This window comes from Bradyrhizobium sp. LA6.8 (assembly GCF_040547935.1).
In the GTDB taxonomy this organism is placed as follows: Bacteria; Pseudomonadota; Alphaproteobacteria; order Rhizobiales; family Xanthobacteraceae; genus Bradyrhizobium; species Bradyrhizobium barranii.
Genome location: NZ_JBEPQQ010000018.1, coordinates 66,158 through 92,633, shown reverse-complemented (window position 1 = coordinate 92,633; position 26,476 = coordinate 66,158). Strand labels below are relative to the sequence as shown.

Annotated in this window: 19 protein-coding genes; 13 read left to right on the top strand and 6 right to left on the bottom strand. The window is 61.6% G+C overall.

All coding sequences use genetic code 11. The features are described 5' to 3' along the window. Positions 1-186 precede the first annotated feature (186 nt). Positions 187-2,049, bottom strand: a complete 1,863-nt coding sequence (locus ABIA90_RS44875) for a reverse transcriptase domain-containing protein (protein WP_354122180.1) — start codon at positions 2,047-2,049, stop codon at positions 187-189. A gap of 969 nt (positions 2,050-3,018) precedes the next feature. Here ABIA90_RS44875 and ABIA90_RS44870 point away from each other — a divergent pair. The 5 genes from ABIA90_RS44870 to ABIA90_RS44850 all read left to right on the top strand — a co-directional run bounded on the left by ABIA90_RS44870 (position 3,019) and on the right by ABIA90_RS44850 (position 12,053). Beyond that, positions 3,019-3,981: an ArdC family protein gene (locus ABIA90_RS44870; RefSeq protein ID WP_354122181.1), complete on the top strand. Its 963-nt coding sequence runs from the start codon at positions 3,019-3,021 to the stop codon at positions 3,979-3,981. 97 nt (positions 3,982-4,078) lie between these two features. After that, positions 4,079-6,196, top strand: coding sequence for a ParB/RepB/Spo0J family partition protein (locus tag ABIA90_RS44865; RefSeq protein ID WP_354122182.1), 2,118 nt, complete (start codon positions 4,079-4,081; stop codon positions 6,194-6,196). 186 nt (positions 6,197-6,382) lie between these two features. Then, entirely contained in the window at positions 6,383-10,702 is a 4,320-nt protein-coding gene (locus ABIA90_RS44860) for a strawberry notch-like NTP hydrolase domain-containing protein (RefSeq protein WP_354122218.1), read from the top strand. After that, a complete protein-coding gene (locus ABIA90_RS45675) occupies positions 10,702-11,001 on the top strand; it encodes a hypothetical protein (RefSeq protein ID WP_502916695.1) in 300 nt (99 codons plus the stop codon). Before ABIA90_RS44860 ends, ABIA90_RS45675 begins: the two co-directional genes overlap by 1 nt. Next, a complete protein-coding gene (locus ABIA90_RS44850) occupies positions 11,001-12,053 on the top strand; it encodes a DUF7146 domain-containing protein (protein ID WP_354122183.1) in 1,053 nt (350 codons plus the stop codon). The genes ABIA90_RS45675 and ABIA90_RS44850 overlap by 1 nt, the downstream gene beginning before the upstream one ends. Positions 12,054-12,327: 274 nt before the next feature. Here the strand turns inward: ABIA90_RS44850 and ABIA90_RS44845 are convergent, their stop codons facing one another. From ABIA90_RS44845 to ABIA90_RS44830, 4 genes are all read right to left on the bottom strand, one after another. Then, the gene (locus tag ABIA90_RS44845) at positions 12,328-12,741 is read right to left on the bottom strand and encodes a hypothetical protein (protein ID WP_354122184.1); all 414 of its coding nucleotides are present in this window, start codon (positions 12,739-12,741) and stop codon (positions 12,328-12,330) included. 77 nt (positions 12,742-12,818) lie between these two features. Next, positions 12,819-13,304, bottom strand: a complete 486-nt coding sequence (locus ABIA90_RS44840; protein ID WP_354122185.1) for a copper uptake system-associated protein — start codon at positions 13,302-13,304, stop codon at positions 12,819-12,821. Between the two features lie 8 nt (positions 13,305-13,312). Next, on the bottom strand, positions 13,313-15,529 hold the full coding sequence (locus tag ABIA90_RS44835; protein ID WP_354122186.1) for a TonB-dependent receptor family protein: 2,217 nt from the start codon (positions 15,527-15,529) through the stop codon (positions 13,313-13,315). Positions 15,530-15,579: 50 nt separating this feature from the next. After that, positions 15,580-15,960, bottom strand: coding sequence for a DUF2946 family protein (locus tag ABIA90_RS44830; protein WP_354122187.1), 381 nt, complete (start codon positions 15,958-15,960; stop codon positions 15,580-15,582). Positions 15,961-16,146: 186 nt separating this feature from the next. Between ABIA90_RS44830 and ABIA90_RS44825 the strand changes: the two genes are divergently transcribed. Genes ABIA90_RS44825 through copD form a run of 4 tightly spaced genes read left to right on the top strand, consistent with a single transcriptional unit; the run spans position 16,147 to position 18,973 of the window. Beyond that, positions 16,147-16,587, top strand: a complete 441-nt coding sequence (locus tag ABIA90_RS44825) for a DUF2946 family protein (RefSeq protein WP_354122505.1) — start codon at positions 16,147-16,149, stop codon at positions 16,585-16,587. A gap of 51 nt (positions 16,588-16,638) precedes the next feature. Next, positions 16,639-17,640, top strand: a complete 1,002-nt coding sequence (locus ABIA90_RS44820) for a hypothetical protein (RefSeq protein ID WP_354122189.1) — start codon at positions 16,639-16,641, stop codon at positions 17,638-17,640. 3 nt (positions 17,641-17,643) lie between these two features. After that, the gene (locus tag ABIA90_RS44815) at positions 17,644-18,000 is read left to right on the top strand and encodes a copper resistance CopC family protein (RefSeq protein ID WP_354122190.1); all 357 of its coding nucleotides are present in this window, start codon (positions 17,644-17,646) and stop codon (positions 17,998-18,000) included. A 13-nt stretch (positions 18,001-18,013) separates the two neighbouring features. Continuing rightward, the gene (copD, locus tag ABIA90_RS44810) at positions 18,014-18,973 is read left to right on the top strand and encodes a copper homeostasis membrane protein CopD (RefSeq protein ID WP_354122191.1); all 960 of its coding nucleotides are present in this window, start codon (positions 18,014-18,016) and stop codon (positions 18,971-18,973) included. 71 nt (positions 18,974-19,044) lie between these two features. On the opposite strand, the gene ABIA90_RS44805 is transcribed toward copD, so the two are convergent. Next, entirely contained in the window at positions 19,045-20,973 is a 1,929-nt protein-coding gene (locus ABIA90_RS44805) for a TonB-dependent receptor (protein WP_354122192.1), read from the bottom strand. A gap of 784 nt (positions 20,974-21,757) precedes the next feature. Between ABIA90_RS44805 and ABIA90_RS44800 the strand changes: the two genes are divergently transcribed. From ABIA90_RS44800 to ABIA90_RS44785, 4 genes are all read left to right on the top strand, one after another. Continuing rightward, positions 21,758-22,138, top strand: coding sequence for a DUF2946 domain-containing protein (locus ABIA90_RS44800; RefSeq protein WP_354122504.1), 381 nt, complete (start codon positions 21,758-21,760; stop codon positions 22,136-22,138). 93 nt (positions 22,139-22,231) lie between these two features. Next, entirely contained in the window at positions 22,232-24,607 is a 2,376-nt protein-coding gene (locus tag ABIA90_RS44795) for a TonB-dependent siderophore receptor (RefSeq protein ID WP_354122193.1), read from the top strand. Between the two features lie 73 nt (positions 24,608-24,680). Further along, on the top strand, positions 24,681-25,511 hold the full coding sequence (locus tag ABIA90_RS44790) for a DJ-1/PfpI family protein (RefSeq protein WP_502916696.1): 831 nt from the start codon (positions 24,681-24,683) through the stop codon (positions 25,509-25,511). Between the two features lie 135 nt (positions 25,512-25,646). Continuing rightward, a complete protein-coding gene (locus ABIA90_RS44785; RefSeq protein WP_354122194.1) occupies positions 25,647-26,426 on the top strand; it encodes a DJ-1/PfpI family protein in 780 nt (259 codons plus the stop codon). Positions 26,427-26,476 lie beyond the last annotated feature (50 nt).

Here is a 26,476-nt window from a genome sequence, read left to right as displayed (position 1 = left end):
GGTCGCAGACCCAATCGTAGGCCGGACATATGAGCGCAAGCGATCCGAGCATGCTGCCCAAGCCAATCCTTGCAAGTCGGGGGCCGTCCACATATGAACCGAGCCGCTCCGCGTCTCGGTAGGGTAGGCGTGGGACACCTCGAAGAGGATATCCCTACGCCTCCCCCCAAACCGTGCGGGCACTTTTCAATGCACACGGCTTTCCGTACGCGCATGCTCTCGACCGGAGACGGCTGCACGGCATGACGGGCACAGGACAATGGTCTTGCGCCGCCAACCGGACCGTTTCCAGACCGTCAGCGATCCGCTTTGCAAGTCACCTAGGCGGCGGAGATGATGCATCTCGAATGGTCCCGTCGTATCGCTGCACGCTTCGCATTTGCGAGCGTTAAGTCGATCGATCAGATCATTTGGGCTTTTGACCCACCACGCACCTGCCGTGACGTTGTCGATAGTCGGACTTGTCCAGTAGGCTCGGGTGAGATGCTTCAGTCTCCACAGCTTGATGCTGCGAAGCTTACCACGGACCACGGAGCTAACCTCGTAGTCCGTACCATGCCACAGACGCGCCATGGTTTTTGCTCTCGTCGTCCGATGTCGCATCGCCAGCGTCTTCACAAGACTGCGGAACACGACAAGCTCCAGCAATCCCAAGGCGCTCTTGATGTCGTCGGCAAACGAGTGGTAGTTCGCAAACCCACGGAACTCTGAGTTATAGGCGAGGACGGTTGCAACGTCGCTGGTGACCAGGAACTGCTCGCGCGGACTGCCGGTCTTCTTGGCGAGATCGCCATAGCCGTGTTGCTTGCAGAACTTGGTGACCTCCTTGCGCGGCACCCGCAAGCTGACATTTCCGGTGGTCGGCCGACGCATCACGCGCCATGTCCGTCCGGCCGGCCCCTTGCGGCTGGATTTTCGTCCAGCCCCGTAGGATGTGTATGTCGAGATGCGATAGCTGAGGAAGGTCACTCCCTTTGAAGCGGCGTGAACCCCACTTTTCTCGGGCGAAGCGGTGAGCTTCAAGGTCTCCGTCAGGAATCGTTCGACGCAGGCCATGATCTCACACGCTTCCCGCTTGCTCCCGATCACGCCGATAAGAAAGTCATCGGCATAGCGGCAGTAGCGGAGCCTTTTGAAGTTGGGGTCCATCGGATCGACGGAAGGCACTTTCCGTCTCTCCTTATTGATGGCTTTGATCTCCGCAAATGCAGCATCGATCTCGGCCCGATCCGCGCCTTCGGCGCGGAGCCGTTCAATCTTCCGGCGGAGACTGAGGACGCGCCGTTCCAGCGCCACGTAGCGCGGGAATGGACGTCGCTCACGGCCTTTGTCGAAGTCCGCCTTCATCATCTGCATGTGCTGGTCCAGCTCGTGCAGATAGATGTTGGCGAGCAAGGGCGAGACAACGCCGCCCTGTGGCGTGCCACTGTAAGTGCGTCCGAAGACCCAATCTTCCATGTAACCTGCTTTGAGCATTCCTTCGATCAGACCGATGAACCTGTCGTCATCGATCCGCTTCCTTAGAAGCCCAAGCAGGATGCCATGGTCGATGTTGTCGAAGAACCCACGCACATCCACTTCGACCAGCCACTTGCAGCCCGTCCAACTCTTCTTGATGAGCTTGAGTGCGGTATGACAGGATCGCCCCGGGCGGAACCCATGTGATTCATTGAGGAACACAGGTTCATAGATCGCTTCGAGCAGAATCCTGACCGCCTCCTGAACGAGCCGGTCTTCCACCGCGGGGATACCCAGCGGTCGTGTCTTGCCGTTGTCCTTCGGGATATAAACCCGCCGGACCGGCCGGAAGCGATAAGTGCCATCTGCCACGCGCCTGGCGATGTCGGCGAGTTTCTCCAGCGACATGCCGTCGAAGGTCTTGCCATCTACACCGGGCGTCAGGGCTCCCTTGTTGCGGGAGACCTTTTCGTAGGCCCACTCGAAGAGATGCGGACATCTCATCAGGCGGTGAAGGCCATTTACGCGCTTACCCGACCGCGACAAAGTCGGCAGTGATTCAATTCTCCTCTGGATGGTGACGGCCTGCATCAGCAGAACCTCTCCGTCGAAGAATCTTCTCTTCGCATACTGCACATGCCGTTATTGGCGGCATCGTCCTTCCCCCGATCGGAGGCGCTTTCGGTCCGGTCACCCGGCCTTATACGCATGATCGTCCGCCTTGCGGCGGCTGTCCCGGCCATTACGTCGGGCATTTGGGTACTACGACGGCTCCGTCGCCATACAGGTTCGCAAACGAACCTGCTGCAGGCGATCCCGTAGTTACGTGTGCGGGGAGTTGCGGTGTGTTTAGGTGTCCCATTCGTCTCCTTGACCCACGGATGGTGGTCGTCCCACGCGAACTGGTGGCAGTTCGCACTGGCCGGTGCGATCTGCCCCGCGTGGCGTAGCGTGTCAGCCGCGTTCGCTACTGCCAGCCCTTTGGCGACTGGAAACTGGGATTCAGGCAATACAGCTTTCACCATGCACACCTTACTCTGTGCTCTCCACCGGGCTGCGGCGCCCGATTTCGAGACGTTTCCCGGCATGCTCTGGTCCCGTTCCCCTTTCGGAGTCTCAGTCGTTTCCGACACCGGTAAGCCGGGTAAGTAAGAGCCCAACCAGTAGGCTCCATTCTTTCGAACACTCCCTTCTTCTTCACGCCACAACGGCGCACGCCATCCGGCTTCGATCCCTCGCGCCAGAGCTTTGGTGCTCCTCGCCGGGGGCACTCGGGAAAGGGGCTCGCCTGCGGCGATCGCTATCACTGCCCCGTTCCCGGGTGCCGCTATTGAACCGGTCTCGTCGCTGCACTCGGACCCGCGTGCCCCTTCGGGTCGCTATGCTCACGCTCTCCGGGTGCCGTTTCTCGAAGGCGATGCGCCGCTGGCGCACGCCTGATACGGCCTGCGGCCTAAGGCAGATTGCGAAGAGGCTGAGAGTAAGAGTGCAGGCTGGGTTTTTCCGTGACGGGTTACAAGCTGCGAGAGAGGCTCGCGGCGCCCGTCGCGGAGACCCGCGATGTCAAACCGTACTGCTTGCGCGCGCGCCGGCCAGGACCGGGCGAACCTCTATAGCGAAATTACCGACAAGATCATTGCCGAGCTTGAGGCCGGACGCGTGCCCTGGGTTCAGCCTTGGGGTACGGCCGCGGCGAAAGCGCCGCTGGCCATGCCGAAAAATGCGTCGACCAACCGGCAATACAGTGGCGTCAACATCCTCATCCTTTGGGGAGCCGTGATCGAACACGGATTTTCCGGTCAAAGTTGGCTCACCTTTCGTCAGGCCCTCTCGCTCGGCGGCCACGTGCGCAAGGGAGAGCGCGGCACCACTGTTGTCTACGCAGATCGTTTCGTGCCGGATGACGAAAAGCGACGCGCCGCCGAGACCGGCGAAGATGCGCAAGCGATTCCATTCCTCAAACGCTTTACCGTTTTCAACACCGATCAGTGCGAGCAACTGCCCGACAACATTGCCACCGCTGCGCCGCCACCGCCGGCTGGCCTCATCGAACCCACGGTCGACGCCCTGATCAAGGCCAGCGGAATTCCATTTCGGATTGGTGGAGATCGCGCATTCTATGCCACAGCCGAAGACTATGTACAGGTCCCACCGCCGCAGGCCTATTTTGAACCCATCAACTGGCACCGCACAGCGCTGCATGAACTCGGTCATGCGACTGGACATCCCTCGCGCCTCAACCGCGACCAAAGCGGATCCTACGGTACGAAGAAATATGCCTTCGAGGAGTTGGTTGCCGAATTAAGCTCCGCGTTCGGCTGCGCGTCGCTCGGGATCGCGCCGACCGTGCGCCATGCCGACTATATCGGCTCCTGGCTCGAAGTCCTGCGCGAAGACAATCGCGCCATCGTGCGGGCCGCCTCGCAGGCGAGCAAGGCCGCGGACTATTTGCTCGGCTTCGTTCCCGGGTCCATTGAGTCCGCGTCGCTGGATTCGGCTGTCGCCGATCACGAGGCGGCGTGATGCTTGGCCTCGCGCGAGAGTGAGAGGAGGGGACGCTGTTCGCGACGGGTTGGAAGCCGAGAGAGAGTCTCACGGCCGCCCGTCGTGGAGAGCCAAAATGACGAAAGCCGTACAAAAGATCACGCTGTCGCCTTCCCGCGATATTCCCTTCAACAAGCTCGTGCTCAGCCAGTCGAACGTTCGCCGCGTCAAGTCCGGTGTCTCGATCGAGCAGCTAGCCGAGAGCATCGCGCAGCGTACGCTTCTGCAAAGCCTGAGTGTCCGGGCCGTCGTTGATGCGGATGGTAACGAGTCCGGCATGTTCGAGGTGCCAGCGGGCGGCAGGCGCTATCGCGCTATCGAGCTCCTTGTGAAACAGAAACGCATGTCAAAGACGCAGGCGGTGCCGTGCGTTGTGCGTGAAGGGGGCATTGCCGCGGATGATTCGGTGGCGGAGAACGATGAGCGGGTCGGTCTGCACCCGCTCGATCAGTTTCGCGCCTTCCAGACTCTCCGCGATCTCGGCCTGACCGAGGAAGACATCGCCGCCCGGCACTTCGTGAACCCTGCGATCGTGAAGCAGCGGCTGCGGCTGGCGTCGGTGTCGCCGAAGCTGCATGAGGTCTATGCCGACGACGGCATGACGCTCGAGCAACTCATGGCGTTCTCGGTGACAGCCGATCACGCCCGGCAGGAGCAAGTCTGGGAGAACGTCAGCCGTTCCGGTTATGACGAGCCTTACCAGATCCGCCGGCTGCTCACTGAGAGCACCGTGCGCGGGTCGGATCGCCGAGCCCAATTCGTTGGCCTCGATGCCTATCAGCACGCGGGTGGCGGCGTTCTGCGGGATCTGTTCGAGCACGACGACGGCGGTTGGCTTCAGGACGTCGTGTTGCTCGACCGCCTCGTAACCGAAAAGCTCAAAGCCGAAGCTGAGACGATTGCTGCCGAAGGCTGGATGTGGATCTCAGTCGCCGTGGAGTTCTCCTACGGTCACACTCAAGGCCTACGAGAAATCGAAGGCAAACCTGTCGATCTCTCGCCTGAGGAGCAGGCCACCATAGATGCCCTGAACGCCGAGCAGGCCAAGCTTGAGAGCGATTACCAGGATGCCGACGAGTTGCCGGACGAGGTCGATCAGCGTCTCGGCGAAATCGAGACGGCTTTGGTTGCGTTCGAAGACCGGCCGATGCTTTACGAACCGACGGAGATCGCCCGAGCGGGGGTCTTCATCAGCATCGATTCCGAAGGACGCCTCTCCGTGTACCGCGGTTACGTCCGGCCAGAGGACGAGGTGCCGGCAACTGATCCTGATGTCGGGCAGGACGCCGATGTGTCGTCGACTGAAGGGCAGGAGCCTGGCACCTCAGTTCAGCGCACGATCATCGCAGTCGCAGGTGGCGCTCCTGATGCCGAAGAGGATGATGAGGACGCGGCCAAACCTCTGCCGGATCGGCTGATCACCGAGCTGACGGCGCATCGCACGCTGGCATTGCGGGATGCGCTGGCAGAAAACCCCGCGGTCGCGTTCCAGGCGGTGCTGCATAACTTCGTGCTGACGGCCTTTTACCGGTTCGCCTCGTCCGGGAGCTGTCTTGAGATCGGCCTTCGCACGCCGAACTTTCCCGCTCATGCTCCCGGGCTGCGAGAAAGCGTCTCGGCCAAAGCAGTCGAGGCGAGGCATGAGGCCTGGAAGGCGCGGTTGCCAAAGAGCGAGAACGATCTCTGGGATGCGCTGACGGCTCTCGATGGTGGTGCACAGGCATCGCTGTTCGCCCACTGTGCCTCATTTGCGGTCAACGCCATCTATGAGCCAGCCAACCGCTACAATCAGAGCCGCGTCTCCACCCACGGCGTCCGCACGCGTCTCGACCAGGCTGATGTGCTGGCGCGCGCGGTCGGTCTCGACATGGTGCAGGCTCGCTGGCGACCGACCGTCGACAACTATCTCGGCCGGGTCACCAAGCCCCGTATTCTCGAGGCGGTGCGGGAAGCCAAGGGCGAGTCGTCAGCACAACTGATCGACCATCTGAAGAAGGCCGACATGGCCAAGGAGGCCGAGCGTCTTCTGGATGGCTCGGGTTGGTTGCCGGAGCCGCTGCGTCTCGTCGATCCCGATGTGGCGCCAGTGGAGCAGGAGGGCGAAGCGGGCTCGCTGCCCGAATTTCTCGCCGACGAAGAGGATCAGGAGACCGCCGGCGACGAAGATCCGCAACAGCTCGACGCGGCTGAGTGACATCACTGAGCGGGACGGCTCCGGCCGTCCCGCGATTGCTTGGGGACCGGTGCTCAGCGCCGGTCCATATTGTTATGGGCGAGGGCTCAGAGGGAGAGGCAGGCCGGGAAGGGTTTGAATCGCCGTGGTCTTGAGGAGAGCGCCGGGCGGTTCGACCCGTTCCGGCTCTCCGAAAGAAATCCTGCCATGACCGAATCTCTTGCTGGCGGTGCCGCCACGCCGCCCTCCATGCGTTCCGCTGCAAATCTCACCTCTGCCGCCGTCAGGGCCGCGCGACAGGTCCTGACCGAGCTCGAACGCGGCCGCCGCATTGATGCCGCTGTTCTGCGTAGCGCTATGGAGTCTGCCTTCGGCGCCTCGGACACGGCCGGCTTTTGGAATTGGAAGACCGCCTATGATGTCTGCGAGGCGGCAACCGTTCTGTTCCTTCGCAAGTTCGGTCCGGCCATGCGCGCCAAGGCCGGCTCGACCGTCGCCATGCTGCCGATGCTTTCGCGAGTGACTGGTCTTCTCCCGACCCACACGCGACGTTCCGAAGATAGTCAGGCGCTTCAGCAGTTCTCGACACCGATCCCGCTGGGGCTGGCCGCATGCACCGCAGCCGGCATTACACAGGCCGATCGCGTTCTGGAGCCCTCCGCGGGGACTGGTTTGCTTGCCGTCTTTGCCGAGCTTGACGGCGGCATCTTGCTATTGAACGAGTTGGCCGAGACCCGGGCGGGGCTGCTCGAACAGCTATTCGCGGGCGTTAATGTCACGCGGTTCGACGCCGCGCAAATCGATGACCACCTTGACGATGGTGTCGCACCGAGCGTCGTCCTGATGAACCCGCCGTTCTCGGCACTGGCTAATGTCGATCGCCGGATGGCGGATGCGGCCCTCCGGCACATCGGTTCAGGACTCGCACGTCTTTGCGATGGTGGGCGCCTCGTCGCCATCACTGGTGCAAGCTTCGCGCCGGATAACCCGACATGGCGAGATGCCTTTGTTCGCCTCCAGGAACGCGGGCGCGTGGTGTTTTCCGCCGCCGTCGATGGCGCCGTTTACGCCAAGCACGGTACTCAGACGGACACAAGGCTGCATGTGATCGACAAGCTGCCCGCTGCCGATCCGACGGCTTTTCCTGCCTCGCCAGGCTTGGCGGCCGACGTCGCTACCTTGCTTGGCTGGGTGAATCTGCATGTGCCTCCAAGGCTGCCCGTCGCCACGCCAACGGAGATCGTTGTTATCGGGCGGCCAACGATGTCGCGATCGGTCAGCGCCGTTGCACCACGCATATCGTCCACTTCGAGAGGCGCCGCGCCAGTAAGCGCAGAACTGATCTATGAGACGGTCGAATGGTCCCCGCCGGAAGGCGCTCGGCTGACCGACGCGATTTATGAGGAATACGGACTACAGTCGATCTGCATTCCCGGATCATGCGCACATCCGACCAAGCTCGTGCAGTCTGCCGCGATGGCGTCCGTTGCGCCACCGAAGCCATCCTATCGTCCGCACCTGACGGCCAATGTCATGGACGACGGTGTTCTGTCGGATGCTCAGCTGGAGAGCGTGATCTATGCCGGTGAGGCGCATTCCGAATTCCTCGCGGGTTCCTGGACAGTCGATGCGACTTTTGACGTCGTTGCTGCAGCACGCGACGATGCAGAGAATGCCGTCCGCTTTCGACGTGGCTGGTTTTTGGGAGATGGCACCGGCGCAGGCAAGGGGCGGCAGGTCGCGGGGATCCTACTTGACAACTGGCTCAAGGGTCGCCGCCGTGCGGTCTGGATCAGCAAGTCCGACAAGCTAATCGAGGATGCGCAGCGCGACTGGTCCGCGCTCGGCATGGAGCGGCTGCTGGTTACGCCACTGTCCCGGTTTCGCCAGGGCACCCCGGTCCGGCTTTCGGAAGGCATCCTATTCACCACCTACGCCACGCTACGGACCGACGAGCGTGGCGAAAAGCTTTCGCGTGTCGGGCAGATCGTTGAATGGTTGGGCTCCGACTTCGACGGATTGGTCGTCTTCGACGAGAGCCACGCCATGCAGAATGCGGTCGGGGGCAAGGGCGAGCGCGGTGACCAGGCGGCCTCTCAGCAGGGGCGTGCTGGCCTGAGGCTCCAGCACGCTTTGCCGAATGCTCGCGTGGTTTATGTATCGGCGACGGGCGCCACCACGGTCCACAACCTCGCTTATGCCCAACGCCTCGGTCTTTGGGGGGGTGCCGACTTCCCGTTCACCACACGCACCGAGTTCGTCGAAGCGATCGAGGACGGTGGGGTCGCGGCCATGGAGGTGCTGGCACGCGATCTCAAGGCACTCGGTCTCTATTCAACACGCTCGCTCTCTTACGAGGGCGTCGAGTACGACCCCGTGGAGCACCAGCTGACGCCGGAGCAGGTTCGCATCTACGATGCCTACGCTGATGGGTTCAGCATCATCCATAACAACCTCGATGCGGCGATGCGAGCCGCCAACATTACCGGCGAGACCGGAACGTTGAACGGGCAGGCCAAGTCTGCGGCACGCTCCGCCTTCGAGAGCGCGAAGCAGCGCTTCTTCGGCCACCTCCTGACCTCGATGAAGACGCCGTCGCTGATGCGGTCAATCGAGCATGATCTTGAGGCTGGACACGCTGCGGTCATCCAGATCGTGTCGACGGGCGAAGCGCTGATGGAGCGGCGGCTCGCCGAGATCCCGACTGAAGAGTGGAGCGACGTCAGGGTCGACATCACGCCGCGCGAGTATGTCCTCGACTATCTCGCCCACTCCTTTCCGGTCCAGCTCTACGAGCCCTTCACCGACTCGGAGGGCAACCTCTGCTCCAGGCCTGTCTATCGCGACGGCCAGCCGGTCGAGAGCCGGGAAGCCGTCGCACGACGCGACCGCCTCATCGAGAAGCTTGCATCACTACCGCCGGTACCTGGGGCACTGGATCAGGTCATCCAGCGCTTCGGCACCGAACTGGTCGCCGAGGTGACGGGCCGCTCGCGCCGCATCGTTCGCAAGGGCGACCGGCTGGTGGTCGAAAATCGAGCCGGTTCGGCCAATCTCGCCGAGACCTCGGCCTTTATGGATGACGTCAAGCGCATCCTCGTGTTCTCCGACGCCGGGGGCACTGGGAGGAGCTACCATGCCGAACTGTCGGCGCGGAATCGCCGCTTACGGGTCCATTACCTGCTCGAGCCGGGCTGGAAGGCGGATGCCGCGATCCAGGGCCTCGGCCGCACCAACCGGACCAATCAAGCGCAGCCACCCCTGTTTCGTCCGATTGCGACCGACGTGAAGGCCGAAAAGCGCTTTCTCAGCACCATTGCCCGCCGGCTCGATACGTTGGGAGCCATTACGCGCGGCCAACGTCAGACCGGAGGACAGGGCCTGTTCCGGCCCGAGGACAATCTCGAAAGCCAGTACGGACGTGATGCGTTACGTCAGCTCTACACGCTGCTCGCGCGAGGCAAGGTCGGCGGATGCTCGCTTGGGAGGTTCGAGGATGCGACCGGCCTGAAACTGACGGATGCCAATGGGCTCAGGGATGACCTGCCGCCAATCACGACCTTCCTGAACAGGTTATTGGCGCTCACCATCGACCTACAGAATGTGCTGTTCACCGCCTTCGAGCAGCTCTTGACCGCTCGGATCGAAGGCGCGGTTGCATCCGGCACCTACGACGTCGGGTTGGAAACCCTCCGTGCCGAGAGCTTTGTCGTCACCGACCGGCGGACGATCTATGACCATTCGGGGACCGGCGCCGAAACCCGGCTGCTCACGGTCGCGCAGCGCCAGCGCAATCATCCGGTGAGTCTGGATGACGCTCTTGCTCGTCTTTCCGATCGTCAGGCCGTCCTGCTCGTCAATGAGCGCTCGGGACGAACCGCCGTGCAGGTCCCCGCGGCGAGCCTCATGCTCGATGACGGCGAGATCGAGCGGCGCGTCCGTCTGATCCGGCCGATGGATCAGCACACGGTCCCCTTGACCACCATGGCCGAAAGTCATTGGGACGAAGCGGATCGTGAACGCTTTGCCTCGACCTGGCTGGCGGAGCTTGCCGAGGTACCCGAGTTCACGGAAAGCACGATCCACGTTGTGGCGGGCTTGCTGCTCCCCATCTGGAAGCGGCTACCGAACGAATCGACCCGCGTCTATCGCCTTCAAACCGACGCGGGCGAACGCATCATCGGCCGCAAGGTTTCGGCCGCGTGGGTCGCAAACGTCCTTGCGACGGACGCGCCTTCGCTGACGGCGGACGCCGCCTTTGCCGCGCTGATGGAGGGACGGACCGTCCTCGAGCTCGCAGAGGGACTTCAGCTTCGCCGCGTCCGGGTGATGGGTGCACATCGCATCGAGCTGTCGGGATTCAACGACACGATGCGCGATCGCCTCCGTGCTTACGGCCTCTTTGGGGAGATCATCTCCTGGAAGCTGCGCATGTTCGTACCCACGCACGCGAGCGGCATCGAGGTCCTGTCGAGGGTGCTCGACACCTATCCGGTTACGGGCGTCAGTGAGCGGGAGGCCGCGTGATGTCCGGCGATGTCTCCGAGCTGGCACGCCGCCTCGCGCGCGAGGCCGAGGCGGTGTGCCGACACTATCTCCCCAATGGTAAGCGGGCGGGCCGGTACTGGGTGGTTGGCGACGTCCACAACACCCCGGGCCGCTCGTTATTTGTGCGGCTCCAGGAATCGTCGAAGGGCCCCGCCGGCAAGTGGACCGAGTATGTTGCGCCGAGAGTTATGTTGCGCATTTGGGATTGGGTGCTGTCTCACAAGCGATTGATAGCTTCTACGCAACATAATGCCAGCGCGCTGCGGGAGGTTGCGTGATGTCCCGCGACGCTTCTGAACTGGCGCGCCGGCTCGCCCGTGATGCCGAGGCGGTCTGCCGCCATTACCTTTCCAACGGGCGGCGCCAGGGCCGCTATTGGATGGTGGGCGACGTTCGCAATACGCCCGGCCGGTCGATGTTCGTCCGGCTCAGCGGACCGGACTCCGGTCCCGGTGCCGCCGGGCATTGGACCGATGCTGCCTCGGCCGAATATGGCGATCTCCTCGACGTGATCCGCGAGAGCTGCGGTTTCATCAAATTTCGCGATGTCGCCGAGGAGGCACGACTCTTTCTGAGTCTGCCGCGCGCCGAACCGCGCCGCAGCCCAAAGCCCGTTTGCACACCCGTCCCCGCCCGATCGCAGGAAGCGGTGCAGCGGCTGATCGCCATGTCGCAACCGATCCGCCGGACGCTCGTCGAGACCTACCTGTGCAATCGCGGCATCAAGTCTGTCCGCGATGCGGGCGCGCTGCGGTTTCATCCGCGCTGCTACTATCGCCAGGACGACAGTTCGCCCACTGAGACCTGGCCAGCAATGATCGCCGCTGTCACCGATCTTTCCGGCGCCATCACCGGCGCGCATCGCACCTGGCTTGCGCCGGACGGCTTCGGCAAGGCGCCGGTCGACATGCCGCGACGGGCCATGGGCGACTTGCTCGGCCATGCAGTCCGCTTTGGCGCGGCCGACGACGCACTAGCTGTCGGCGAAGGCATCGAGACGATGCTGTCGCTAGGCTGTGCGCTGCCTGCCATGCCGATGGCCGCCGCGCTCTCGGCCAACCACCTTGCCGCCCTTCTGCTCCCCCCGACGCTGCGCCGGCTCTACATCGCCCGCGACGCCGATGCCGCGGGTGACATGGCGCTCGCGGCATTGACCAAACGCGCCGAAGCGGCGGGCATTGAGGCACTTGCCCTATCTCCCCGGACGGACGACTTCAACGAGGACCTGCGTGCATTCGGCCTCAGCGCACTGCGAGCGGCACTGCGCATCCAACTCGCGTCGCAGGACGTCATTCGGTTTATGCTCTTCGCTGAGGCCGGGGCGGTTTGACCGATCGGCCTCCGGCGCCGCCGGCAGATTATTTCGTGTCGCCGGTTATGTTGGGGACTGCAGCGATATTGGACGCTGGAGTGCACAGCCGGCTCTGCCCGCCTCTGCTGACTTGGTGCAGTAAGTCGGCAGCTATCTGAGGTACAGCGACCGTGGCGCTAGCGCATTTGGGAAGGTAGCCCTTGACCCAAGGGGGAAGTCGAAGATCACGTCATGTAGATCGACGTATCGACTTTGTTCACTCGCTGTCTATTTGCTCAGTGAAGAGGCTTGATCACCGGATCAGGATTGGCGCCGCGATCTTCACCTCGTCGTTTTCTGACAGCCGGATCATGAGGCCCATGTCCCAGCGCCCGCCCGACGGAAGCGACAGTGTGGCCCGCCACAGGTCGTCAGCCGTGTGCACGGCCGAGGCTTTGATCGTCTCGCTCCCCACGTGGGGCCCGCTCAAGGCGACGGACACGGCCATCGCCGACAGCGGCGCTTCGTCCGTTGTCTCAAGTTGAACCGTGATTTCCACGGGACCTGCCCTGCCAGGTGTGACGGTCACATTCGCCATCGCCCGCTCGGTGTGAAGATGCGTGAAGAAGGTCTCGTCATCGGCGGCTGTAGCGGCCCGGATCGTCAAGATCACGCCCGCGAGGAAGCTCAGCAGGAAAGGCACCGCTCGGATTCGCTCGATCGTCATTCTTGTCGTCCATGTTCGTTGGAGGAGCCGGCCAACGACTTGGCCGGCCATTTCAATTTGCTCCGCCCACCGGCGGATCACTTTGTTCGGTGTGGGGCGCCGTTGGCTTGGTAGGGCGTCCCATCCATCGTCACCAGTCCCTCAAATCGGGAGAACATCGCCACACGCTGTGCATCGAGCTTGCTCTCCGCTGCCGCGAGATCGTGCGCCAATGATGTGGCCTCCTGCTCGGGAACCCCGGCCTGCCGCAGCGCTTCACGTGATTTGATGCCGTCGCCAGCGCACAGAGTGATCACCCAAGCCGCCTGCTTGTGTCTGAGCAACGCCCGACCGCCCATGTCGCCCTGGGTCCAGCCCGCAATGGCGAAATCGCCGGCGATCACGACGGGAGCGACCTCGAGGGCAGCGCCCGGCTTGTCGAACATGCCGTGCAGCAATCGGGCAATGTCGACTTCCGCATCCGCGGCCCGTGCCACGTCGCCGGTCAGCAGAATGAGCATCAGCGACAATGCGCCAACGCTCGTCTTGATCAGCTCGCTGCAGCGCCTGACTGGTACGAACATGATCGTCCTCACCATCGGTACCTCACTCCGGCATACACCGCCCTTCCGTTGCCAGGCTCGAACAAGGGTGACGTCGGAGTGGCGCGGTCAATGATGCTCGCGCTCGCGATATAGGCCTTGTTTGCGATATTGCGCGCTTCGATGTAGCCCGTGAATGGGCCGCCATTATCGAAACCTGCCTTGAAACCCCAGATCGCGTAGGCTGACGTTATCAAAGTATTGGCACTGTCGACGAAATAGGCTTGCGGCACCCATTCCATGTTGGGCCCGAAATAGACCCCGGTGGGATGCTTGTACATCAGCTCCGCCCGCATGAAGTGCCGCGGCGCCCCCGGCAGAATGTTGTTGCCGAACACCGGATCGTTGTCGAATCGGAAATCGTTCAGCGTGTAGGCAACATTCAACCAGATCTTGTCTGGGGCAGGTCCGCCGACGAAGATGTCGCGGAAGATTGCAGCGCCGGCACCAGCTTCGATCCCCTGATGAATGGTGCGATCGGCGTTGGTTACGTTGCAATTGCCGAACGCGCTGTAGAGACATTGCAGTTCGTTGCGGATGTTGGCGCGATAGAGGGCGATCTCCCATGAGTAATCGGGCCGCTTCATCCGCGTTCCGATTTCGTAGGTTGTAGCGGTTTGCGGCTTGATCAAGAAGAACGGAATGCTGGGCAAGGTCGGGTTTAGGAAGTTCGGGCTGACGCTCTCGCCGAAGCTTGGCACCTCTGCGCTGCGCGAGATGTTGCCGAATACCTGCCAGGTCGGATCGACCTGCCACAGCAGGCCGACCTTGGGGCTCCACAGGCTGAAGGTACTGCGGCCGTTGACGTCGCCGTTGGTCGAGAAGTTGACGTGCTGGTCGCGGATCGCGAACAGATATTGCGTGCCCGCCACGAATGCGACGTTTGGTACGACGTAGAACGAATTCTCCGCATAGGCGGAATAGTTTTCCGGCTTCTGCAGCAGTGACGAGGTTGGCGCCGCTTTGAAGCCGCCAACATTTACGAATTGCTGTGCGTCAATGGTGCCGTTCAGGACATTGAAGCCGGCAACAAACCTGTTCCGGAATCCGCCGATGAAGCGATCATCCGTGACCTTTGCGAAGCCGCCATAGTCCTTGTACCGGTAGTCGAGCCATTGAAAGATCGGATGCATCAGATGCCGGTCAACCCCGAACACCCCGAACTCAAGTTGGGTCTCCTCGAAGCGAATCGTCGTCTTGTTTGCCACCCGCACGGTGTCAATGTTGCGCTGCCAGTCGTTCACGACGTTGATCGGAGCAGCCGAGGTGGGTGAGGCCAGCGCGGTCGTTCTGTCGACGCTGCCGGGGATGCGCTGGCGCACCTCGTTCGCGTTGAAATAAAACCGCGTTTCGGCGTCTGGCGAGATCTGGTAGCCGATGTTACCGTTGAGGCGGTTGCTTGAGCCGAAGCTGTGATCCCGAAACCCGTCGGATGCTTGCGTGGAGGCGGTGACAAAGCCATCCCAGGGACCGCTCGCGCCGCCGGCATTGGCTTGCAGCCGCTTGAAACCGAAGGCGCCGAAATCGAAGGATGCGCCGTTGGGAAAAGGATCGCGACCAGTCGGAATGACAAAATTGATCGCGCCGCCCAAGGAGTTGGCGCCGTATTGCAGCGCGTTGGCGCCCTTGTAGACCTCAACATACTTGTAAGCTGTCGGATCGATCTCCTGAAAATCGCCGTAGCCATCTGCCGTGTTGATGGGGATGCCGTCCATGTAGAGCTGGACGCCACGCAGGTGGAAATTGCGCGATATTCCTGAACCTCGAATCGACAGGCGAGTGTCGTCGCCCCATTTCGGCTGGGCGAAGACACCCGGAACGTAATCCAGGATGTCCTTGATCGTGTTCGAAACCGTCGAATTTCTGTAGGCCTCGGCGGGAACGAGTGCCACGCCGCCCGGTGTGTTGTTGAGTTCCTTTAGTGCCTGTTGCGCCGACAGGACGCCCAGCGCGGCCCGAGAGGCGCCGCTTTGGTCGCCGACGGTCTGGGCCGGGGCAGCTGGCGCTCGGGCCGAACGGCGAGTGCGTGCCGACTGCCCGGCGGCACGAGGCGGACGGACTGTCGTGTCGCGCTTCTGTTGCGGTGCCTCGACTGTTACGGGCGGCAACCGCTTCTGTGAATCGGACTGAGCGTTTGCCGGTGAAATGAGGATAAGAGCGGTACCGGCGAGTACGCACTCGCGCAGCCGCGTGGACGCGGACGACATGATGAAACTCCCTGATCGAAGAGACGAACGGTTTGCGCCGGAGCGCGTCGTCAGATCAGGCCGGGAGGTCCGCGCGATTGATGATCGAAGGATCGGGCCCGCGCAAGAACTCGCGCTTGGAACGCGACAACGGTGCGGGCTGCAACGGGGACGCGATCAACCAATGCCGGTTGCGGCGGAAGCAACCCAGCCGCGACGTGGTGCCCAACACACAGCGGGCAATGGATCGCTATCTTCCCGCTTTTATCTGCATCGCTTCGGGCCGCGTCGGTATCGCCGCCGCCGATGCAGAGTTCATGGGCCGCCGCTGCGGCCACCCGGGCGGTGCTGGCGACCAGCACGCTGGTCAGAACGACGTTGAAAACGAGAGCATAGGCCGCAATGAGCGCAGCCGCTATGCCCACCCGTCGTCTGAAAACGAACCGCGCCATCCACTTGATCCCCGCAGCAGGGGTAGCACAGCTCGTTGAGGAGTCAAATTCGTCTAACGTGCTGCGCCCGTTAGCTCCTTGGGGCTTCCTGCCGACGGGCTAAGGGCCCAATACGTAAGCGGTGCTGCGGTTCGATCGTGGCGAGCGGACAACACAACCGGCGAAATCATCGGAATTTCAGCTCGCATGCTCATCGGGATGGCCCGAGACCTCGACCTCGGCCTTACCCCGGTGGTAGCCTACAGTGCGGGTGGACCAATGCGTCGACGGCTGCAACGATTCTTTCCGATTATCCTGGTCGCGTTGGTGACACAGATCCTGGCGCCGATCGCGGCGTGCTGGGCCACCGGCAGCGCAGTTGCTGATCCGCTGCAATCAGCCGGCATTTGTCATAGCGACGTGGATACCGGGTCAGGCGATCAAGATCGCGGGCCGTACGCCCATGACGGCTTTTGCGCAATTTGCGTAACCAACGCGGGGGCGGCCGTTGACGCGCCAGGTCCCGTCGCCCTCGTCATACTCGCCCGGCAATTCCGCACCGTTCTTTGGCCCGACGCGGCACTGGCGCTGGCACCATCCCGCATTGGCTCGAATGGTCAAGCCCGTGGGCCCCCGCCATTGCCGTGAGCTAGGCTGTCAACGGCCTCTGTACTTACACGTCAACTTGCGGAGACTTCCATGTCCATTTCTCATGCGCGTGCGGGCCTTTGGGGTGCCGCGATCGCTCTTATTCCTCTTTCCGGAAGCGTAGCTCACGAAATCGTCGGCAACCGCTTCTTTCCGGCAACGCTCACCATCGATGATCCCGGCGTGAACGATGAGCTATCGCTCCCCACGTTCGATAGCTTCAAGACCGGCGACGTTCCGCCCATTCGCCAGCGCGACGTATCCGCTGAATTCTCCAAACGCATTACCGGGGATTTCGCGATCTCGTTCGGCTCGACCTACACTTTCCTCGGTCCCATCGATCCGACGGCTGCCGGAGCCAATGGCTTTCAGAACCTGGAGACGACGTTCAAGTATCGGGTGTTCAGAGACCCCGTGCATGAGTTCGTGATGTCCGTCGGCCTCAGCATCGAATGGGGCGGCACCGGGTCGCAAAGCGTTGGCGCCGACCCGTTCCATACCTACACGCCGACCGTCTGGTTCGGCAAAGGCTTTGGCGATCTGCCGGATACGTTCTCATGGCTCCGCCCTGTCGCCGTCACTGGCCAGGTCGGCTACGCGATTCCGGGCAGGAACTTTACGACCACGTTCGGCGTCGATCCCGATACCGGCGACTTAACCGCCGATACCGAATTCCATCCGCGCGTGCTGAACTGGGGCGCAACGATCCAGTACAGCATGCCCTACCTGAAGTCCGCGGTGATGGACCTCGGCCTGCCCGAGTTCATCAATCACCTGATCCCGCTGGTTGAAGCAAATCTGCAGACGCCGATCGCGAACACGCTCACCTCGGGCACAACGACGACCGGCACCATCAATCCGGGCGTCCTCTGGGTCGGCAACAAGTTTCAGGTTGGCGTCGAAGCGCTGATTCCGATCAACCGGCAAAGCGGGACCAATGTCGGCGTGATCGCTCAACTGCACATGTATCTCGACGACATCGATCCGCGCGGTATTGGCAAGCCGATCTTCGGCGGTCCGGTCCAGCCCGCCAGCCCCTTTCCGAGGAATTGACAGATGCCACGCTTATCTCTGATCTCAATCGTCCCGCTGCTTATTCTGTTCGCGAGCGGCGAAGCGACCGCCCACGCGTTTTTGGACCACGCCGAGCCGCGCGTCGGCAACAAGGTCGCAACTCCTCCGCGCGAATTGACGCTCTGGTTTACGCAAAAACTGGAGCCGGCGTTCAGTGCTGTAACGGTCACCGGTCCCACCGGACAACGTGTCGACGCCGGCAAGGCACGCGTCAGCGGCAACCAGATGTCGGTCTCGCTGAAAGGCGGCGGCACCGGCACCTATCACGTGAACTGGCGCGTGCTGTCCGTGGACACCCATACGACCGACGGAAGTTTCACCTTCCAGGTCGGTCCATAGGGCATCGCCGCCGATGGACTGGTCATTAGCCGAGGCTCCGCTGGTCGCGACACGTGCCGTGCATTTCGCGGCCACGGCGGTGACGGTCGGAAGTTTCATCTTTCGGACCGTCATCGCTAGGCCGGTTTTGCGCTCCGAAGCAGCGACAGCTGCACCATTCCGGATCCAGACGCGGCGCGCGATGTGGGTGGGCCTCGCCGTTGCCATGATCTCTGGCGTGATCTGGCTGTTGCTGCAGGCCGTGTCGATGAGCGGCATGCCGATCGAGGAGGCGTTGACCGTGGATGTGCTGTCGACGGTGATCACCGAAACGCAATTCGGCGAGGCGACAATCGTTCGAGCAGGCTTTGCAATCTGCCTGGCAGTTTGCCTCGCCCATGATCGCGCGGCGGTCGCCCAATGGCTTGGGACCGCGGCGGCGCTGGGATTTGCCGCCAGCCTCGCCTGGACCGGTCATGCGGGCTCGACTATTGGCGCTATGGGTTACCTGCATCTCGCCGCAGATGCCTTGCATCTAACCGCCACCTCCGCCTGGATCGGTGGCCTGCTGTCGCTGATCCTCTTCCTAGCCGCGGCCCAGCGAAACAAGGCGATCTCGCTCGCCCGCGATGCGACGGAGCGGTTTTCGACATTGGGCATCGTCAGCGTGGTGACGCTGGTGCTCACGGGTTTGATCAACGCCGCCATTCTGGTCGGCTCGCTGCGCGGGTTGATTGTTACGGAGTATGGGCGGCTACTGATCGTTAAGCTCGGATTATTCGTTCTGATGTTGGCATTCGCCGGACTCAACCGATTCCGGCTGACGCCTCGTCTCGCCTTTTCTCTCGACGAACAGCGGTCCGTTGCGCTGCGCCAATTGATGCGCAACAGTATCATCGAAATCGCGCTCGGGCTGGGCATCATCACACTTGTCGGAATGCTGGGCACGCTTCATCCGGCTGTTCACCTGGCCACCCTACCACCCAGTCCGTGAGCAAAAGCCGGCACCAGTGAAATCTCCGCTCTTGCCCCGAGGCGCGGCACCGATACGTCAGTTCATATTTTTCAGAACTTCCCGGCAAGCGTCAGGCGCACCGCGCGGGGCTCAGCAGGATGGATATGACGGTCGGCAACGCCGCCGATCGGCTCGCCGGGCAGCCGCGAGAGGTAATAGTATTCAATCTGGTTGGTCTGCGCGTTGAAGAGATTGAGCACGTCGAGCTGAAGCCTTAGGCCGTTGTCGAAGCGATAGCCCACGCGCGCATTGAAGATCAGCGACGCCAACGAACGCACAGTGTCGTCCTCGATCAGCGGGCGCGGACCGAAATAGCGCGCCTTCAGTGCACCGAACCAACCGGTCTCGCTGCCCAAGGTGATCGCGCCGCTCGCGATCCACGCCGGCGCGCCAGGGACGCGATCACCCGCAGGATCAAAATCGGTGAAGCGAGCGCGGGTGTAAGCAACGTCAACGTCAAATGATAACCACGGCAGCGGCTTGTACTGGTTGACCCACTCCACGCCGACGCGGCGGCTGGGCCGGCTGGCCTCGGTGGTGCCGGCGTCGCCGACGAACAGCAGTTCCGAGTCGAAATCGAGCACAAAGACCGCGACCGAGCTGGTGAGGCTGTCGACCGCTTTCGTGCGGATACCAAGCTCAGCGCCGCGCGAGCGGACCAGCAGCGGCACGCGATCCTGCGGCGTCACCTTGTCGATCGGGTCGACCGTGATCGTCGCGCCGCGGATGTCGTTGCTGTGCAGGCCGTAGCCAGCATTGCCGTAGAACTCTGTCTTGTACCACGGGCCGAGCACGATACCGGCCTTCGGGCTCGCCATCGTCGCCTGAGCATTGCCAGAATTTTCCGGCGTGTCGCTGAGGACGCGGCCAGCGAAAACATCCTCGCGAATGCCGACGGTGGTGCGCAGCCAATCCGTCCAGCGCGTTGTTGTGTCGGTCCAGATGCCGACATTGCCTTCCTGCACGCGGTCCTCGCGCGTGGTCGATAGCCGGGCGCGCTGCTCGGTTGTGAACAGACCGACATGAGTGTCGTCGTAGCGGCTCTGCATGCCGACGCGGGTTTGCGTCTCGAAGCCTCCAAACCGCCAATCGAAGGCATGCCGCGCGTCGAAGCCGCCAAGAGTGCGGCGATCGAGCTGGTTGAACTGGTCACCATTGACGGGATTGTCGAGGAAATAGGTGAAATTGTTGAAGAGTTGGAGATCGGAGCGCACGACATAGGCGCTGATCTTGCTTTGGCCGTAGCCGCTCGATTGCGCCCAATTGCCGGACAGGCTGAAGCGGCTGGACGTCCCGCCATCGGTCGGATCAAGCGTGCCGAGGCGGCCGATGATGCGTTGATCGATAGCGCGTTGCGGTACTTGATCGGTCGATGTCCAGCCATTGGAATAGGCCATCGCGGTCAGTGTAAGCCCGTCAGTCGCGGTGCCCTGACTGTAGCGCAGCACTACGCTAATTTTCCTCGCATTGTCCGGCACGTCCCACGGCCCGTCGTATCTGGTGCCCTCGATCGCCGCGAGCAGCGTGCCCGCGCCGACCGCGGTCGATCCCGCCGCCACCCCTCGCCGGTAACCGAAACTGCCAAACGTAACCTCCGCCAGATTCTTCGGCAGCTTGTTGATGTAATCGATCGCGACGGAACCGGCGGAGCTGAAGTCGCCGACGTCGGCGTAGTACGGGCCCTTGCGGACATTCACCGACTGAATCAGCTCAGGGATTAGAAAGTTGATATCTGCATAACCCTGCCCGTGTCCGTGCGTCGGCATGTTGACGGGCATGCCGTCCACTTTGATGGCCAGATCGGTGCCGTGATCAAGATTGAAGCCGCGCAGAAAATACTGGTTGGCTTTGCCCTCGCCGGAATGCTGGGTGACGATCAGGCCGGGTACGACTTCCAGTGCCTCGCCGACACGCGAGAACGGAACTGCGTTCACCTGCTCGCCGGTGAAGCGCACGGCGCTGGCGGCAGTAGGATGCATTGCAGCAACTCCGTCGGAAGGTGTGTCCAGCGCCGCCCCTGTGCCGCTTGTGGCCGGCTGTTCCGATCTGGTTGCGGTCGTCGCCCCTGTCCTGCGATTTTGCGATGGCTTTGGCCGCGCCTCCCGCTTGGGCGGTTTCGCTTCAGGAGCAGTGACGGTGACCGGTGGAAGCTGATCGGGCGTGACGGCGGCTCGGTCCTGCCCCGCGGCCGGCAGCGCACAGATGGTCGACGAAGCGGCGGCCGAAAATATTCGCAACAAGGCCCCACGCACTGACATGCCCCCACAGTAGGTGCCACAACCGTCGGCAACTGCGCACACCTTTCAATCCGGCATTTTCTAGCGAGGCGAGTATGACGTTTCAACAAGAACGTCATACCCGGCCAATGCTCGTACGACGGACCACCATCGAAGTGATCTTCTCGCGGAAATCGATGCCACTGCAAAATCGCGCATCTCCAGATGAACGGGTGATCTCCGCCGTTGGCCGATTGTGTTGAAAAACTTCGAAACCGTAGGGCTCCGAAATTCTCGCAAACCTAGCACATTACCGATTTCTGCCGCTGCAAGGCGCTGTAGAATCGATACAAGGGCCGGCGATCGTTCTTGCGGTAATTCATGTGGTCCCTCACCTCGCAGTGAGAGAGATCAACGTGATATTTGGGATACAGTTGACGAACATTTCTTGCCTGCACTGCGTCGCGTCGTCCCAAGCAGGGGGAGTTACCGTCGACTCTCAGTGAGCCCCATGATTAGCTTAGGTGTTGTAACGGGGCGCCTATCTGTGCGGCGACGGCTGCAAATCTATCTGCAGGCCTTCTTGATGGCGCTGATGATGCAAATCATCGCACCAATCGGCGCGTCATGGGCGACGGCCTCCAGTTTATCTGATCCCTTGGCCGCCTTCGCCGGTGCCACCATCTGCCACAATGCAGGCGGGGAGGCCGATAACCAGCCCGACCAAACCGGCCACCACGCCCACGATGGTGCTTGCGCGCTGTGTTGTCTGGTTCATGCCGGCGCGTCCCTGGACACGCCCAAGACCGCGTTTGCCGAACCCTATCGGTCCTCCCTGCCGGTGGTTTGGTACAACGTCGACCAGCAACTGCGGAATTCCCGCAGCAGCGGACATGCCCAAGCCCGCGCCCCTCCTTCCAACTCCTGACGCTTTAATCGCTTGATCGGTGCGGCCGTCCGGCGGCCACTGATGACGTTGCTGAGTGTTGACGGCCGTTGCGCCGGGGTTGGAGAGTTTCCGATGTTTCGTTTTCGTGCCCTGGGCGGGCTGAGTATCGTTGCCGTTCAGGTGGGACCGAGCGTTGTCGCGCTTCAGTTCCTTTTTCTCGCTGTCTCCGACGCCGCTCGTGCCCAATCCACACAACTGCCCAGCGTGACGGTCCTGGCACCGAACCAAACCCGTCCTGTCGCAGTGCACGTGGGCAAGAAGTCCGGCGCAACGCGCGTCAAACGCGCGACCGCAAAGCCGGAGCCAGCCGTGCCCCCTCCGGCAATCAAGAACGCCGCAAACGCTCTCGGAACGTATAATCCCGCACTTGATTTGCCGGACCTCAAACTCCCACCAAGGACGAGCGTGACCACCGCGGGCCCTGTCGATGGCTATCGGGCGCTGTCAGCGTTCTCGTCGACCAAGACGGCGACGCCGATCGAGCAGATCCCGCAATCGATCCAGGTCATTCCAAGAAGCGTGATGGTCGACCAGAACAATCTCTCGGTGACCGAGGCTATCCAGAACGCTTCGAACGCACAGGGGCCCAACTACCTCGGCATCGGCACGACGGGCCTGACACCGCTGACCATACGCGGGTTCGCCGCGCAGCAGTGGCTCGACGGTATCCCCGTCAATTACGATACCGGCGATCGCGATTCATTCGCGAACGTGGAGCGGATCGAAATCCTGAAAGGACCGAACGCAATCCTGTATGGCGGAGGAACAGGTGCTCCGACCAGTGGCGCGGTCAATATCATCTCCAAGCTTCCGACTGACAAGGCGAGCGTAGAAACGGGCGTGACGTTCGGCACCAACAATTACTGGCGGCCGTATTTCGACGTCAATCAACCGCTCTCAGCGGACAAGACCGTTCTTTTCCGTGTCACCGGCGAGTATACGACGTCCGATAGCTTCGTCGACGTGGTGCATCAGGATCGATACTCATTCAATCCCACGCTAACGTTTACCGACAAGACCGATACAACGCTGACGATCCAAGGCCGGCTCTCGCGTTTCGAGCAGCAGGGGTATGAGGGTTTGCCGGCGGTTGGAACGGTCTCGGGGGATTTTCGCCTCAATCCCAAACTCTTCATTGGCCCATCGAACATCCCAAAGAGCATTACCGAAGTCCAGGGCGTTACGGTGACCTTCGATCGACAGCTTGATCCGTATTGGTCATTCAACGTCAAAACGCGCTGGTCGACATCGAAGGAGGATCAGAAGTCCCAAACCACTCTTTCGGCCGCACCTGATGTTGGGCCGACCACATGGAGCCTCGCCAATATTGACCTCGCGCAGCAGCAGACGGAGTTCACGATCAACCCCAATGTGCAGGCCAAGTTTGCTCTCGGACCGACCAAGAATGTCTGGCTCATCGGCGCCGACTACAGCCGCGTAACGGATAGCGGTCACATGAACTCCGACCTGGGCGTACCGCCTGTCGATCTGCTAAATAATCCTGTTTTTCCAACGCCGTACGTGGATCCCACCCCAGCGTCGCCGACGTTTTTCCCGTTTTTCGACTTCAACAGCGTCTACGTCACCAAGGGTGCGTATACGCAACTGCAATCCACTATCTACGACCGCATTCACATCCTGGCCGGCGTGCGAGTGGCGAGTATCAACATCGATTATATCGAAAACTTCCCGTTTAGCACGGGTGTCTATTCGCCGACGCCGTTCGGCAGCGAAAAAACCAAAGCTTTGCCTCGGATTGGAGCCGTCGTCGATCTCATTCCTGGCCTGTCAGTCTACGGCAGCTACAGCGAGGGGATGCAGGCAACACCATTCACGCAGGCATTGAATACCAACATCGAGCCCGAAACATCAAAGCAGCTCGAGGGTGGCTTCAAATTCAGTATAAATGACCAACTTACTGGCACCATCGCTGTCTTCGACATCCAACGCGAGAATGTGCCTGTTCTTGTTGGCGTTGGTATTGGGGCCGAATCGGCGCAGGAATCGAAGGGTTTTGAGACCGACCTGATCTGGCAACCCAACAAGAACTGGAAAGTGCTGGCCAGCTACGGCCACACGAACGTCGTGTTCTCGGATTCGCTGAACGTTGGGATAGCGGCAGGCAACCATCCCTCCGGCGTGCCGGAAGATTCCGGTCGCGTATGGGTGAATTACGCGTTTGACACTGCCGCCCTCAGGGGCTGGAGTGTCGGTGCCGGTGTTTACGCTGCGTCCTCGCAGTATGTCGACAACTTCAATCTGTATAAGACGCCCGGATATTTTACCGTCGATGCCAAGATTGCCTACGAGACCGAGCATTTCAGGGCATCTTTCAATGTCAAGAATCTGACGGGCGAGAAGTACTTCGTGCCTTTCGCCTGGCTCGGCGGCCAAGTGGCGCCCGGCGACGGGCGAGCTTTCTACGGCACGATCGCTTATCGGTACTGACGTCCCAACATCGCGCGCCAATGCCGCAGCTGGCACGGACGACGCGTCACACCGAAGCCACGGGAGTGAATGAATGATATCGAAACGAGATCTGCTTCGTGCTTCCGCCGTGGGCCTCGCCGCGGCGGGTTTCCGGGCCACTTCTGCCGCCGAGGTCGCGCCGGAAATGCCGGCCGGTCACGAGATGTCGCAGATACCAGCGAATTGGATAGGGAAGGAGCAAATTGCGTTTCTTATCTATCCGGAGTTCACGGCGCTCGACATGGTCGGCCCCCACGCCATGCTGACCGGCCTTTTCGGGGCGACAACGCACATCGTTGGAAAGACCCGGGACATCGTGAAGAGCGATACTGGTCTGCAGTTTCAGCCCAGCGCGACCTTCGACGAATGTCCGCTGGACCTCGATATCATTTGCGTTCCCGGTGGTGCAGCCGGCACGCTTGCGGCCATGCAGGACGACAGCACGCTTCGCTTCCTGAAGGACCGGGGATCTCGCGCCAAGTTCGTCACGTCGGTCTGCACTGGTTCGCTGGTGCTGGGAGCTGCGGGACTTCTGACCGGCTACAACGCGACTTCGCATTGGGCGACCGTACCGCTGCTGCCGCTGTTCGGAGCGAACCCCACCGAAGGCAGGATCGTCCGCGACCGCAACAGAATCACGGCCGGCGGTGTCACATCCGGGATCGATTTCGGCCTGTCGCTCGTCGGGCAGCTGCGCGACCGGCAATATGCAGAGTGCGTCCAGCTCATGGCGCAATACGCGCCGGAGCCGCCCTACGATGCCGGAACACCCGAGAAAGCTCCAGCCGAAGTCACCAAAATGACGCGCGACATGTTTGTCGACTTCAATAAATTGGCCGAAAAGATCGGGCGAGAAGTCTATCCAAAATATCGCAACGGCTGAAGAGCATAGCGGGCGAACGTGTTGCTTCCATCGGCCGCGCCCGCGGGGCTAGTTTTGAAGATTGAATTCCCTGGAAGCAATGACATGGAAGTCGAAGCACCGATCTAACGCGGTGACAATGTCAGGAGTATGCAAATGAACAGAAGAGATTTCGCTGCGGCCGCTCTGGCGGCCCCGCTGCTGCAATTGTTCGCCCATTCCGTACACGGACAATCCAAACCCAACGGCCGGCTGAAAGTGGGCATGTTCATCTACGATGATATGATTATGCTCGATTTGGTCGGACCGCTCACCGTGTTCAATATTATGCAGGCAGAGGTGCACCTGATATCGAGAAGCACGCAGCCGGTCATCCCTGACGTGCGAATTCCCATCGCGCCGACCGACACGTTCGAGACATCACCGAAAGTCCTCGACGTGCTGTTCGTCCCCGGCGGACTTAAGGGCACACTGGACGCGATCAAGGACGACAAGACGCTCGACTTCGTGAAGGAGCGAGGCGCTGCCGCAGGTTTCGTCACGAGCGTCTGCACCGGCTCCCTTTTGCTGGGAGCCGCTGGTCTTTTGAACGGCTACCAAGCTACGTCGCACTGGTACGTCCGCGACCTGCTCGCAAAGATGGGGGCGACGGTTCGAAAAGATCGGGTCGTAGTTGACCGCAACCGGATCACAGGAGCCGGCGTCACTGCCGGCGTAGACTTCGGCTTGACGATAGCAGCGAAAATGGCGGGCGAGGATGCCGCCAAGCGCATACAGTTGCTCATCGAATACGATCCTAAGCCGCCGTTCGATGCCGGTTCGCCGGAGCATGCTGGACCCACTCTGGTCGACGATGTCTTGGCACGTCGCAAGAATCTGCTCGATGAAGCTGCGGTCGTCGTGCAAACAACTGGTGAGAGACTTAACCGCGGGTGATATTTGTTGTTTGCTCATCGACATAAGTCCTTCACGGATCGGTTCGCCGC

Coding starts and splice junctions, on each gene's coding strand:
- ABIA90_RS44875 (WP_354122180.1), bottom strand. CDS start 2,049: ATGCAGGCCGTCACCATCCAGAGGAGAATTGAATCACTGCCGACTTTG.
- ABIA90_RS44870 (WP_354122181.1), top strand. CDS start 3,019: ATGTCAAACCGTACTGCTTGCGCGCGCGCCGGCCAGGACCGGGCGAAC.
- ABIA90_RS44865 (WP_354122182.1), top strand. CDS start 4,079: ATGACGAAAGCCGTACAAAAGATCACGCTGTCGCCTTCCCGCGATATT.
- ABIA90_RS44860 (WP_354122218.1), top strand. CDS start 6,383: ATGACCGAATCTCTTGCTGGCGGTGCCGCCACGCCGCCCTCCATGCGT.
- ABIA90_RS45675 (WP_502916695.1), top strand. CDS start 10,702: ATGTCCGGCGATGTCTCCGAGCTGGCACGCCGCCTCGCGCGCGAGGCC.
- ABIA90_RS44850 (WP_354122183.1), top strand. CDS start 11,001: ATGTCCCGCGACGCTTCTGAACTGGCGCGCCGGCTCGCCCGTGATGCC.
- ABIA90_RS44845 (WP_354122184.1), bottom strand. CDS start 12,741: ATGACGATCGAGCGAATCCGAGCGGTGCCTTTCCTGCTGAGCTTCCTC.
- ABIA90_RS44840 (WP_354122185.1), bottom strand. CDS start 13,304: ATGTTCGTACCAGTCAGGCGCTGCAGCGAGCTGATCAAGACGAGCGTT.
- ABIA90_RS44835 (WP_354122186.1), bottom strand. CDS start 15,529: ATGTCGTCCGCGTCCACGCGGCTGCGCGAGTGCGTACTCGCCGGTACC.
- ABIA90_RS44830 (WP_354122187.1), bottom strand. CDS start 15,960: ATGGCGCGGTTCGTTTTCAGACGACGGGTGGGCATAGCGGCTGCGCTC.
- ABIA90_RS44825 (WP_354122505.1), top strand. CDS start 16,147: ATGCTCATCGGGATGGCCCGAGACCTCGACCTCGGCCTTACCCCGGTG.
- ABIA90_RS44820 (WP_354122189.1), top strand. CDS start 16,639: ATGTCCATTTCTCATGCGCGTGCGGGCCTTTGGGGTGCCGCGATCGCT.
- ABIA90_RS44815 (WP_354122190.1), top strand. CDS start 17,644: ATGCCACGCTTATCTCTGATCTCAATCGTCCCGCTGCTTATTCTGTTC.
- copD (WP_354122191.1), top strand. CDS start 18,014: ATGGACTGGTCATTAGCCGAGGCTCCGCTGGTCGCGACACGTGCCGTG.
- ABIA90_RS44805 (WP_354122192.1), bottom strand. CDS start 20,973: ATGCATCCTACTGCCGCCAGCGCCGTGCGCTTCACCGGCGAGCAGGTG.
- ABIA90_RS44795 (WP_354122193.1), top strand. CDS start 22,232: ATGTTTCGTTTTCGTGCCCTGGGCGGGCTGAGTATCGTTGCCGTTCAG.
- ABIA90_RS44790 (WP_502916696.1), top strand. CDS start 24,681: ATGATATCGAAACGAGATCTGCTTCGTGCTTCCGCCGTGGGCCTCGCC.
- ABIA90_RS44785 (WP_354122194.1), top strand. CDS start 25,647: ATGAACAGAAGAGATTTCGCTGCGGCCGCTCTGGCGGCCCCGCTGCTG.